This window comes from Streptomyces sp. NPDC048603, from assembly GCF_043199475.1.
In the GTDB taxonomy this organism is placed as follows: Bacteria; Actinomycetota; Actinomycetes; order Streptomycetales; family Streptomycetaceae; genus Streptomyces.
Genome location: NZ_JBICVY010000005.1, coordinates 482,402 through 494,884, shown reverse-complemented (window position 1 = coordinate 494,884; position 12,483 = coordinate 482,402). Strand labels below are relative to the sequence as shown.

The 12,483-nt window shown below is 70.4% G+C and carries 8 protein-coding genes; 5 read left to right on the top strand and 3 right to left on the bottom strand.

Annotation, left to right across the window (positions count from 1 at the left end):
- Positions 1–4,896 (top strand): DNA repair ATPase, encoded by a 4,896-nt coding sequence (locus tag ACGFQ9_RS15005; protein ID WP_393574185.1) that lies wholly within the window; start codon positions 1–3, stop codon positions 4,894–4,896.
- A gap of 26 nt (positions 4,897–4,922) precedes the next feature.
- Here the strand turns inward: ACGFQ9_RS15005 and ACGFQ9_RS15000 are convergent, their stop codons facing one another.
- Positions 4,923–5,795: a potassium channel family protein gene (locus tag ACGFQ9_RS15000; RefSeq protein ID WP_393574184.1), complete on the bottom strand. Its 873-nt coding sequence runs from the start codon at positions 5,793–5,795 to the stop codon at positions 4,923–4,925.
- 582 nt (positions 5,796–6,377) lie between these two features.
- Between ACGFQ9_RS15000 and ACGFQ9_RS14995 the strand changes: the two genes are divergently transcribed.
- From ACGFQ9_RS14995 to ACGFQ9_RS14985, 3 genes are all read left to right on the top strand, one after another.
- On the top strand, positions 6,378–7,919 hold the full coding sequence (locus ACGFQ9_RS14995) for an alanine/glycine:cation symporter family protein (RefSeq protein WP_393574183.1): 1,542 nt from the start codon (positions 6,378–6,380) through the stop codon (positions 7,917–7,919).
- A gap of 255 nt (positions 7,920–8,174) precedes the next feature.
- Entirely contained in the window at positions 8,175–9,479 is a 1,305-nt protein-coding gene (gene nhaA / locus ACGFQ9_RS14990) for a Na+/H+ antiporter NhaA (protein WP_393574182.1), read from the top strand.
- 38 nt (positions 9,480–9,517) lie between these two features.
- On the top strand, positions 9,518–9,751 hold the full coding sequence (locus ACGFQ9_RS14985) for a hypothetical protein (protein WP_393574181.1): 234 nt from the start codon (positions 9,518–9,520) through the stop codon (positions 9,749–9,751).
- Positions 9,752–9,776: 25 nt separating this feature from the next.
- On the opposite strand, the gene ACGFQ9_RS14980 is transcribed toward ACGFQ9_RS14985, so the two are convergent.
- On the bottom strand, positions 9,777–10,130 hold the full coding sequence (locus tag ACGFQ9_RS14980; protein ID WP_393574180.1) for a DUF3040 domain-containing protein: 354 nt from the start codon (positions 10,128–10,130) through the stop codon (positions 9,777–9,779).
- Between the two features lie 398 nt (positions 10,131–10,528).
- Between ACGFQ9_RS14980 and ACGFQ9_RS14975 the strand changes: the two genes are divergently transcribed.
- Positions 10,529–11,677, top strand: coding sequence for a PP2C family protein-serine/threonine phosphatase (locus ACGFQ9_RS14975; protein ID WP_393574179.1), 1,149 nt, complete (start codon positions 10,529–10,531; stop codon positions 11,675–11,677).
- Positions 11,678–11,722: 45 nt separating this feature from the next.
- Here the strand turns inward: ACGFQ9_RS14975 and ACGFQ9_RS14970 are convergent, their stop codons facing one another.
- A complete protein-coding gene (locus tag ACGFQ9_RS14970) occupies positions 11,723–12,235 on the bottom strand; it encodes a MarR family winged helix-turn-helix transcriptional regulator (protein ID WP_393574178.1) in 513 nt (170 codons plus the stop codon).
- Positions 12,236–12,483 lie beyond the last annotated feature (248 nt).

Sequence of the window (12,483 nt, the reverse complement as noted above, 5' to 3'; positions counted from 1 at the left end):
ATGACCACGGGCACGGACACGGGGACGTACGAGGTACTGCGGGACCGGCTCGCGACCCAGGCCCGGGAGCTGGCGCGGGGCGCAGAATCCCTCAACGAGGCCCGGGTCGCGGTGTTCGGCTCCGCCGGACTCACACTCACCGGGTCCGGGCAGCTGCGCACGGGCGACAGTCGCACGGCCGCGGACCTGATCGGTGTGGGCGACCACCTCCTCTTCGGCTACGACCGGTCCGCCGACCGCAGCGGTGGCGAGGCGGAGGTGCGCGATGTCCTGGCACTGTACGACCGCGACCTGAACCCGCTCCCCGAGGACGCCGTGCCGGGGCTCCTGGACGACCCCGCCTTCCGCCACGAGTTCCAGGCGCTGCACCGCTACTACCACGACGCCCGGCTGCAGCGGCTGCGGCACGTGGACGGCAGACTGCTCGCCGTCTTCCGCACCGGCGAACGGACCGAGGACATCCGCGTCCTGCGCTGGTCCATCACGCCCTCCGGCGAAGCCCGCTTCCTGGACGCCCAGGGCGAGCGCGACAACGTCCTCCCTCCCCCGCACGACATCCAGTGGCAGGCGACCACCCGGGAGGACCACGTCACCGGCCGCCACCCGCACGTCTCCGTCGACGGGCGCGTCTTCGTCTCGACGGTCGGCGGTTCCCTCACCGTCAAGACCGAGAACGACACCGAGTCGGAGGAGGCCCTCCACCGCGAGCCCGTGGACGAAGCCCTCCAGTCCCTCGCGGACGCGGAGATCGCGTACGCCGTCGTGGGTTCCCTGGTGCTCCTCCGTGTCCTGCCCTACAAGGAGCAGGTCCGGCGCCACCTGGTCTACAACTCCCTCACGAACACCGTGGTCCGGCTGGACGGCATCGGCGGATCCTGCCGACGTCTCCCGGACGACGAGGGCATCGTCTTTCCCGGCGGATACTGCCTGGCCTCCGGCAACGTCAGGACGTTCGAAACCGATACCACCGACCTGGAGTTCGAGCAGTCTGTTCCGGCCCCGAACGGCGAGGACCTTCTTTTCGTCTTCCGGGCCCGGCACGGCGGGCGCAGCCTGCTGCTCCCCTACAACCTGATCCGCAAGGAGGTCACCGCCCCGCTCCCCTGCCACGGCCATGCCCGCTTCGACGACGGCACCGTGGTGATGCTGCGCCCGGACCCGGCCCGATCGGCACGGGCGCACGCCGTGCAGATCTGGTCCACCCCCTTCACGTCCGACCTGCATCCCGCGGCCGCTGCTGCCGACGGGCCGCTCGCCCGCATCGGCAACCCCGAGCTCGTCCGCGCCGTAGCCGACACCCTGGCCATCGCCCGGCAGGCCGCCGACACCCGGGACGCGTCCACCGGAACCGCCGCGGCGATGTACGAGTCATTGCTCGCCTCCTGCGTCCGTACCGCGGACCGTTTCCCCTGGCTCGCGGAGCTCACGGGAGCGGGGTCCGGCGGCCCCGACCTGAGCGGTCCGCTGGAGGCCGTCCGTGCGACCACCGCGGGAATCCTGGAGGAGTTCGCGACGGTCCGGAGCCTGACCGGGCAGGCGGCCGACGCGCTCGCGGAAGCACACCGGACCGCCGGCGCACTGATCCGCCGCATCCGGAGCGAGGCCCCGGCAGCCGCCGAGGAGTGGATTGGCCGAATCACCGAACTGCGCCGGGCCCAGGGACGTCTGGTCACCCTCAGGGACATGCGGTACGCCGACACGACCGGCATCGAAGCCCTGGCGGCGGACGTGGCCGTCGCCATCGAATCCACCGCTCACCGGGCCATGACCCACCTCCAGCGCGAGGACGCGTTCGCCGCGTACTGCACCGAGGCCGACCGGCTCGTCACCGAGGCCGGGACGGTCACCACGGTCGCCGAGGCCGAGCCCCTGCGTCGCCGGCTGGAGGGTCACATCCTCGGGCTGCAACAGCTGACCGAGGTCGTGTCCGGCCTGGACGTCGGCGACGCCACCGTACGCATCACCATCCTGGAGCGCGTCGCCGACGCCATGGCGGACGTGAACCGGGCCCGGTCCACCATCGGTACCCGCAGGCGGGAGCTCCTGCGGCAGGAGGGAATCGCCGAGTTCACCGCCGAGTTCGCGCTGCTGGGCCAGACCGTCACCGGCGCTCTGGCTGCCGCCGAGACCCCTGAGCACTGCGACGCCCAGCTTGCCCGCCTCCTGCTCCGGCTGGAGAACCTGGAAGCGCGGTTCTCCGAGCAGGAGGACTTCCTCGCCCAGGTCGCCGAGAAGCGTGCCGAGGTGCACGACGCGTTCTCCTCCCGCCGCCAGGGTCTCCAGGACGCCCGGGCCCGACGCGCCGAGGCTCTCTCGAGCTCCGCCCACCGCGTTCTGGAGTCCGTGGCCCGCCGGGCGTCGGACCTCGCCGACGCGGACGAGGTCAACACCTTCTTCGCCTCCGACCCCCTGGTGACCGGGCTGCACCGCAGCATCGGCCAACTCCGGGAACTCGGCGACGCGGTACGGGCGGAGGAGCTGACCGGCCGTCTCTCGGCCGCCCGGCAGGAGGCCGGCCGCGCCCTGCGCGACCGCACCGACCTCTACTCGGAGGACGGCGGGTCGATCCGGCTGGGCCGGCACCTGTTCGCCGTCACCCGGCAGCCCTCCGACCTCACGCTCGTACCGCACCAGGACGGCATGGCCTTCGCCCTGGCCGGCACCGATTACCGGCGCTCGGTCACCGACCCCGCGTTCGCCGCCACCCGACCGTACTGGGACCGCGTACTGCCGGGCGAGTCGACCCAGGTCTACCGGGCCGAGCACCTGGCCGCCCGGCTGCTGGCGGACCACGGGGCCGCAGTCCTGGCCGAAACCGGAGACGGACTCGAGCGGCTGGTACGACGGGCCGCCGAGGCCGCGTACGACGAAGGCCTCGAGCGTGGCGTCCACGACCACGACGCCACCGCCATCCTGCGCGCAGTCCTCCGGCTGCACGAGTCCGCCGGCGCCCTCCGCCATCCGGCACGGGACCGCGCCGCCGCCGTGCTCTTCTGGGCCCTCGGTCTGACCGACGTCGAACGCGAGGCCATCGGCCGACGGGCGGGTTCGCTGGGCCGCGCCCGCGCCGTCTTCGGAGGCAGCCCGGCCCTCGGCCAGTTCCAGGCCGAACTCGCCCGAGCCGTGGCCGCCTTCGCCACCGGCCCGGTACACCCCGACCGAACCGCCGCCTACCTCTTCGAAGAACTCACGTCAGGCCCGGCGGGCTTCGCGGTATCGGCCGCCGCCGGCGCACTCCTCGACGGGTTCCGGCACGGTGTCCAGACGCGCGGTGCGTCCTATGCGGAGGACCTCATGGCCCTGACCGATCCGCTCGAACGCCGGCAACTCGTGGAAGCCTGGCTCGGCGCGTACGCGGCCTCGACCGGCGAGGAGGTCGACGAAGGAGACATCGCAGAGGCGACCGCCGTGGAGCTGTGCCCGTCCCTGCCCCGCTACACCGTCGACGGCGCCACCACGGAGATCGTCACAGGGCTCCTCGGCACCCATTCCCGCATCGTCGACGGCGCACTGGAGCTGCGTCTGGACGAATTCCTCTCCCGGACCTCGGAGTTCGCGCGGACCGACGTGCCGGGCTTCCGCTCCTACCAGCGCCAGCGCACTGCTCTGGTCACGGCCGAACACCAGCAGCTGCGACTCGACGCCCACCGGCCACGCGTCATGTCGTCCTTCGTCCGCAATCGACTGATCGACGAGGTCTACCTCCCGCTTGTCGGCGACAGCCTGGCCAAGCAGCTGGGGGCCGCCGGCGACGCCAAGCGCACCGACACCCACGGACTGCTCCTCCTGCTCTCCCCGCCCGGGTACGGGAAGACAACGCTCATGGAGTACGTGGCCCAGCGCCTCGGGCTGCTCCTGGTCAAGGTCGACGGCCCCGCTCTCGGTCCCGCCACCACCTCCCTCGATCCGGACGCCGCCCCGGACGAGGCGGCCCGCCGCGAACTGGAGAAGATCGCCTTCGCCCTGGAGGCCGGCAACAACATCCTGCTCCACCTCGACGACATCCAGCACACCTCCCCCGAACTGCTCCAGAAGTTCATCCCGCTGTGCGACACCACCCGCACCCTGGGCGGCCGCGACCTGCGCGGCAAGAGGTTCGCCGTCTGTATGGCGGGCAACCCGTACACCCGGTCCGGGCAGCGCTTCCAGGTACCCGACATGCTCGCCAACCGGGCCGACGTGTGGAACCTCGGCGACGTCCTCACCGGCAAGGAGGACGCCTTCGCCTTCAGCTTCGTCGAGAACGCCCTGACCTCGAATCCGGTCCTCGCCCCGCTCGCCGGACGCGACCGCGACGACCTCGGCCTCCTCGTCCGCCTCGCCGAAGGCGACCTGACCGCCCGCGCCGACCGCCTGACCCACCCCTACGCCACGATGGAACTCGCCGAAGTCCTCGACGTGCTCCGGAGGCTGCTGACCGCCCGGACCACCGTCCTCGCCGTCAACGCGGCCTACATCTCCTCGGCCGCCCAGCACGACACCGACCGCACCGAGCCCCCGTTCCTGCTCCAGGGCTCCTACCGCAGCATGAACCGGATCGCGGCCCGGATCTCCCCCGCCATGAACGACGCCGAACTGAACGCGGTGATCGACGACCACTACACCGCCGAGGCACAGACCCTGACCACGGGGGCCGAGGCCAACCTCCTCAAGCTTTCCGCCCTACGCGGGTCCCTCTCCCCCCGGCAGGCGGCCCGCTGGGAGGAAATCACCACTTCGTACGTCCGCGGGCGGCAGGCCGGCGGCAGGGGCGGGGATCCGCTGGTCCGGGCCGTGGCCGCACTCGACCTCATCGCCGACCGCCTCGCCGCCGTCGAAGGCGCCCTCAGGAAGGCGGAGATCCAGCCGAGCGGGGAACAGGACGAGCACGCAGTCGACAGGCCCGCTCACCCCTGAAGCCGAGGCAGGGGAATCATCCGATGTCAGGCCCCGCCCAGGTGGCCGTGGTCGCGGGCGTACGCCTCGAAGACCTCACGCGCCGACCCCCGGGTGCGCAGGAAACGGCTGTCGAGGATGGCCGCCAGATCGTCCAGAGCGGCACGAACGACAGCCGCCGACCTCCGGACATCGGGGTGCCAGGCTGCCGAGGCCTGATCCGCGAGGCTGACGGCACCCGCGATCTGCCCGGCGAGCGAGAAGCGCCTGTCCCCGTCATGGAAGTAGTACGACTCGGCGTACTGCAGGAAGTCCACGGAGACGACGGTCACGTCAGCGGCGAGACCGTCGAGGATGGCCGCGCCCGCGTCGGCGTCGACCTGGTCCGTGGTGGGGTGGGTGCGGACGAGGTGCGAGATCCTCAGGGCCAGGGAGCGGCGGCGGGCCAGAGCCGGGAAGACGCCGAGGGTCCATGCCACCGTCGCGGTGAGCAGTGCGAATCCGACCAGGGACTCCATCGGCGCGACGATCCTGAGCCATCCCTCGGTGGGGGCGATGTCGCCGAGCCCGAGCGTGGAGATGTGGACCAGGGAGACGTACAGGGCGTCCTCGAATCCGGCGTGGTCGTCCGGCCGCAGGCCGGGAGCGTAGGCGAAGGCTTCCGGCATGAACGGCCAGTAGATCAGGGCCCATCCCACCACAGCCGTCAGGGACCACACGGCCACGACGACCGCCATGGCCACGGGACCCGCCAGCCCTGCGGCACCACGCCGTGGCAATGCCTTCGCCAGACGCCACATGGCGGTCATGGTCAGGCGGCTCAGGCCCCCGTGCCGGGTCGGGTGCCACAGCGTATGGAACACGTCCCGAAGGACGAACAGCACCAAAACCGCACCGACAACGGCCACGGGCCAGCCCATGCGCCTCCTCCCGACAGCCACAAGGCAGACCGAATCAGGTTCGACCCAGCCCGGCGGCGGTGTGCGCCTTCCGGCCAGGAAGGCACGGTCGACCTTTCGCCACACCCCTGCCTACCAGCGAGTTCCGCAGGGTGGACGGTGACGCGCCGGACGTCCACCACGGCCGGAGACGTGGGGGAAGTCGACGCGAAGCACCCGGGAGAGCCGGCGGAGCCAGGGGGCTGTTCGCTCAGGAGAACCTCAGATCCGAATAACGATCCGGTCACCAGACCTGGGCAAATGCCGCATTGAATCAGCCACTGTGATGGGCGTCACTAAAGAAGACGTAAAGAGCGTGCTAGGAATACGCAACTCCGCTCCGGCCCACCCCTCGCCGGAACTCCGGAGTGGCGGCCGGCACCAGGTCGCGGCACCACCTGCAGTACGTGTTCCACCTGCACGACCAAGGCGCCTTTCCCCGCTCCGTGTCCGCGGACCGGTGGCGCCACGGGTCGCCGATCGGACAACGGCGTTCGCTCACAGCCCGCCTTCACACACCGGCCCTCCGCACGGGACCGGTCTGCGCCATCGAGGTTTTGCCACATGTCACTCGACTCCTTCACCGACTCCGTCGACAAGGCTGTCAGCGGATTCTTCGAGCCCATCGCCAAATGGCTCGGTGACGTCGTCTTCTACTCCGTGCCGGTCAACGGCACCCAGCTCCCGCTGATCGTCGCGTGGCTGGTCGTCGCCGGTCTGGTCTTCTCGGCCTGGTTCGGACTCGTCCAGATACGCAAGTTCCCGCTCGCCCTGCGCGTGGTCCGCGGCAAGTACGACGAGAAGGGCTCGACCGGTGAGGTCAACCACTTCCAGGCGCTGACCGCAGCCGTCTCCGGCACCGTCGGCCTCGGCAACATCGCCGGTGTGGCCGTCGCCGTCTCCATCGGTGGCCCCGGCGCCACGTTCTGGATGATCCTCTGCGGCCTGCTGGGCATGGCGACGAAGTTCGTCGAGGTCACCCTCGGCGTGAAGTACCGCGAGGTGCACGCCGACGGCACCGTCTCCGGCGGCCCCATGCACTACCTGCCCAAGGGCCTCACCGAGCGTTTCGGCGCCCGCGGCAAGACCCTCGGCAAGGTCCTCGCCGTCCTCGCCTCCGCGTTCATCCTGTTCTTCGGCCTCTTCGGCGGCAACCTCTTCCAGGTCAACCAGTCCTACGCCCAGCTGGTCTCCGTCACCGGCGGCGAGGACGGCATGATGGGCTCCTCGGCCGGCGCGCTGTTCTTCGGCATCCTGATCGCCGCCCTGGTCGGCGTCGTCCTGCTCGGCGGCATCCGCTCCATCGCCTCGGTCACCAGCAAGCTCGTCCCCGCCATGGCCGGCATCTACATCGCCGCCTGCCTCGTCGTCATCGCCGTCAACGTCACCGCCGTCCCGGCCGCGATCTCCACGATCATCGAGGGCGCCTTCAACCCGCAGGGCGTCGCCGGCGGCGTCCTCGGCGCGCTGATCATCGGCTTCAAGCGGGCCGCGTTCTCCAACGAGGCCGGCCTCGGCTCCGCCCCGATCGCCCACTCCGCGGTCAAGACCAAGCACCCCGCCAGCGAAGGCCTCGTCGCCCTGCTGGAGCCGTTCATCGACACCGTCATCATCTGCACCATGACGGCGCTGACCATCGTCATCGCCAACCCGGCCAGCTGGGGCGAGGCCCGCAAGGGCGAGTCCATCGGCGGCGTCACCATCACCTCCGACGCCTTCGCCACCGTCCTGCCCTGGTTCCCGTACATCCTCACCATCGCGGTGATGCTGTTCGCCATCTCCACGGTGCTGACCTGGGGCTACTACTGCATGAAGGCCTGGACGCACCTGTTCGGCCGCAGCAGGGCCAGTGAGATGACCTTCAAGGTCATGTACACCCTCTTCGCGGTCGGCGGCTCCCTGCTGACCCTGCAGACCCTGATCGACATGGCCGACGCGGTGCTCTTCATGCTCGCCGTCATCAACATCATCGGCCTGTACCTGCTCGCACCCGTCGTCAAGCGGGAGCTCAACCACTTCCTCGACTTCGCCCGCCGCCGCGATGCCGGCCAGGACATCGAAGCCGACGAGGACGAAGACCAGGAGCCGGTGAAGACCACCGTCTGACCGTCCCCCCGGCGGCCCGGCTCCTCGCAGCGGGCCCGTGAGCACCTCGCGCCTTGGTGCCCACGGGCCCGCTGCCCCTTGTTCCCGCACGTCAAAGCCCCCCTGGCAACATCCCCGCCCTCCCGATAGGGTGTAAAGAACGCGTCAATACGCTCATCACATCGAGGAGCAGGCGCGGGGTGTGCCGGGAAGTCTGGTCGGCGTCCTAGGGGCCGTGTGCCCGCTGTCAGCCGACGCCCCGGAGGTACCCCTCTCATGACCGCCGCCCCGCCCCCACAGCGATCCACCTTCCTCGGCCTGCTCCCCTGGCCCGAGCGTCGCGCCATCGCCGCAGCCCTGCGGACCGAGACCATCGGCGGCCTGGTGCTCCTCGGCGCCGCGGTGATCGCCCTGATCTGGGCCAACAGCCCGCTCGGCGACACCTATCAGCAGATACGCGACTTCCACTTCGGCATACCCGCCCTCGGCCTCGACCTGTCCGTCGGGCACTGGACCGCCGACGGCCTCCTCGCCATCTTCTTCCTCGTCGCGGGCATCGAACTCAAGCGCGAACTCGTCGTCGGCGAACTGCGCACCCCGGCCACGGCCGCCCTGCCCGTCGTGGCCGCACTGTGCGGCATGGCCGTCCCGGCCGCCCTGTACGCACTGACCGCCGGTCTCGGCGGCGGCAGCCTCGACGGCTGGGCCGTGCCCATGGCCACCGACATCGCCTTCGCCCTCGCCGTGCTGGCCGTCATCTCCACCCACCTGCCCTCAGCGCTCCGCGCCTTCCTCCTCACCCTCGCCGTAGTCGACGACCTCGGCGCCATCCTCATCATCGCGATCTTCTTCACCAGCGACCTGAACTTCTGGGCCCTCGGCGGCGCCTTCGCCGGCCTCGCCCTCTTCTACGCCCTCCAGCGATTCCGCGTACGCGGCTGGTGGTGGTACGTCCCCCTCGGCATCGCGATCTGGGCGCTGATGTACAACAGTGGCATCCACGCCACCGTCGCCGGCGTCGCCATGGGCCTGATCCTGCGCACCACCCTCGACAAGGGCGAGGAAGTCTCGCCCGGGGCGCGCGTTTCCCACCTGGTCCACCCGCTCTCGGCGGGTGTGGCGGTCCCCCTCTTCGCGCTCTTCGCTGCCGGGGTCGCCGTCTCCGGCTCCGCGATCGCGGACGTGTTCACCCGGCCCGAACCGCTCGGTGTCGTGGTGGGCCTGGTCGCCGGCAAGATCCTCGGCGTCTTCGGAGGCACCTACCTGGCCGCCCGCTACACCCGCGCCCGCCTCAACCCCGACCTCGCCTGGGCCGACGTCTTCGGCCTCGCCGTCCTCGCCGGCATCGGCTTCACCGTCGCCCTCCTCGTCGGCGAGCTCGCCTTCCCCGGACACGCGATCACCGAACAGATCAAGGCCGCCGTCCTCATCGGCTCCGTCACCGCCGCGGCCCTCGCCGCCCTCCTCCTGCGCCGCCGCAACAAGCTGTACAAGCGGCTGTACGAGGAGGAGACCGTGGACGCCGACGCCGACGGCATCCCAGACATCTACCAGCAGCGGCAAACCGTCGCGGAACGCTGATCGGAGCACCCATGGGCCCGGCCTTGCTCACTGCGGCCGTGATCATCGCAGCCTGGATCATCAGGACTGCCGTCACAGAACTCAGGCACCCGGGCACGGCCACCGCCCAGTGGGCGTTCCTCCGGGACGGCCGTGCAGTGAGCGCGGGCGCCGTGGCCGCTGTCCTCCTGGGGTCTATGGGCTGGCTGCACGCCGGCGCCGAAGGGCTCGTGTGGGCCCTGCTCGCCGCCGCCCTCGTCGCCTATGCCGTATCGGCACTCCGATCGGGGTAGGGGCGCGTCTTCGGCCGCGTCGAACTCATTTCGCATGCCCGGTCGCGCCGCCCGTCCGCGTACCGATCAGACGCCGGCACCGGCGCCCGATCAGCACCAGCAGGCAAGGCGCCGTGGCCACCCAGACTCCTGAGAACGTCCAGAGCAGGAGGCGGGAGCCGGTCGCCCCGGCTGCCACGAAGAGCACGAGGCAGACGACCAGGAGCGCGAAGGTCGCCAAGTACAGCCTGCCCGCCTTGGGTCCGTCGGCCCCTGGCAGCCATCTTCGACGCATGCGCATCGTGCGTAGTTCGCGGTCAAGGTGCTCATCCCCGCGCAGCCCTTGCTCAATGCCGTCGAGGATTCTCTGCTCCTGACGGGAGAGCCTGGGTTCCTTCATGACTGCCCCCTGTCCGGCTCGACGTCGGAATCCGGGCTGTCTCCGGCACCCGGGCCGCCTAGTGACGCGCGATGGCCTGATGTAGTCCGCATACCCGGAGCCAAGCCACGCAACCACCGCCAGAGGGGGTGCGGCGTCGAGTGGCTATGTCCCTTCAAGGCCAGCTGCGGGGCGGGACCTCGCCCAGTCGTACGAAAGGGATTGGGGGCCCGGGTCCGGGAGGAGAACCTTGATTCACCACGATCCTCCGGATTCTGCGCGCAGCGTCCGTCCTGCCGGGGTAGGTAACGATCGCGCCGCCTGGTCTTTCGATGCATGAATCTTTGCATAGTCTAAACCAGCCATGGAGACGGACAGAGATCGTCCGATGGAACGTGGGACGGAAACAGGAGTACGACATGGTGTTCACCCGCACCCGGTCGGCGTCGATGTCGACCCGTCCGGCTCTGATCGCCCTGCCGTACGTCGTGATGGGCGTCGTGGCCGCGGCCGACGTTGCCGCGGGCCCTGGCGTGGGTCTCCTACCTCTGGTGTCGCTGGGGCGCGCCTTCGCCGGCCTGGCGGGCGGATGGCGCCGGACCGCGGCGATCGGCGGGCTGGCGCTCGCCCTGTGCTGTGCGCTGGGCGTCTACGACGGCCTGTTCGGGACGCGGCGCGGCTACACGGCGCTGCTGGCGGTCGCCGGTGTCACGGCCGCCGGGATCGCCGCTGCGGTCTCCCGCGAGCGACAGGACAGGGAACTGGCCAGTGCCCGTTCCATCGCGGAGGTCGCCCAGAGGGTCCTGCTCCGCCCCGTTCCTCGCCAGGCCGGCCATCTGCGTGCGGCCGTCTCGTACACCTCGGCGGAAGCCGATGCACGGATCGGCGGGGACCTGTACGAGGTCGTGGCCGTCCCCGGCGGAGTCAGGGTGATCATTGGCGACGTCCAGGGGAAGGGGCTGGACGCCGTCGAGACCGCCGCTGCGGTGCTCGGCGCCTTCCGGGAAGCAGCCTACGACGAACGGGAGTTGACCGATGTGGGCGCCCGGGTCGACCGCGCCGTCCAGCGCCAGCTCGGCGTCGACCCGGGGAGCGAGAAGTTCGTGACGGCCCTGCTCGCCGAGATCACGGAGCTGGACGGAATCACCTTCCTCAACTACGGACACCCTGCCGCCATGGTCATGGAAGACGACGGCCGCGTCTCGTTCCCCGCGCCGCGCCGCCACACGCCACCGCTCGGCCTGGTATGGGATGCCTCCGATGCTCCGGAGCCGTATTCCGTGCCCTTCGGGCCAGGGTGTCAACTACTCCTCTACACCGACGGAATTTCGGAAGCCCGTGGCGCGGACGGGGAGTTCTACCCCCTGGCGGACCGCGCCGATCTCCTCGCGGACGGGGATCCTCAACGCGCGCTGGACGCCCTCCAGGCGGACGTCGTCGCCTACGCCGGCGGCCCGTTGCGCGACGACGCGGCGATGCTCCTCCTGCGGTGCCGGGAAGGGCTCGGCATGACTCCTCGGGTCGGTCGCAGCGGCTTTGATCGTGCGCCCGAACCATCGGAGCAGTGATCGACACGCGCGCGTCGCTGGGTCCGGTCACCCCCTGGCCGTCGACTAGGACCAGCCGAGCGGATAGGAGGAGTCCGCGGGATCGGTTACCGGGGGCTCGCCCCCGGCGGCATTGAACGCGTCGAGAGCGCCGATCAGGCCGGCACGTTCGGCGGGGTCGAGGCGCGCGACGATGGCGGCCACTTCGGCACGGCGCCGGGCCGTCACCTCCTCCACCAGACGCCGGCCGGGCGGCGTCGCGGTCAGAACCGTTTCCCGCCGGTTCTCGGCGTTGGGCCGACGGTCGGCGAGTCCGGCCGCGATGAGCCGGTCCACCATGCGCATGGCGGTCGACGGGTTGACGCCCAGCAGCTCCGCCAGGACGACCAAGTTCGCCGATCCTCGAGCGGCCAGGACCACGAGCATCCTGAACTGAGCCAGTGTGACCTTCTCCTCCGCTGCGGCCAGCGAGCGCGCCGAGATCGCCACGAGCAGGCGGGAAGCGGTCAGTACGGCCCGGGTCACGTCATCCACGTCGTCGTGGGGCGTTCCCTCGCCTGCCTCAAGGTATTCGGTCATATCTCTTTGTACCGCCCACGCCTGCCTCACCCCCGGGCACCCCGGTCCGGGCTCCGCAATGGCTGTCCGACCTGCGCTCCTGTCCAGCCCGCAGCGGCCAAAACATGCTGACGGCCGACAATGGGGTAACTTTCACGTCGCAAATTTGGCACAGGGCAAATGCGTTACGCGCTCGTTATGAAACCCGACTCGGGGGGCTAATATCCAGACATATCCGCCTACAGATCGACCGTCGGACCTGTTCCAAG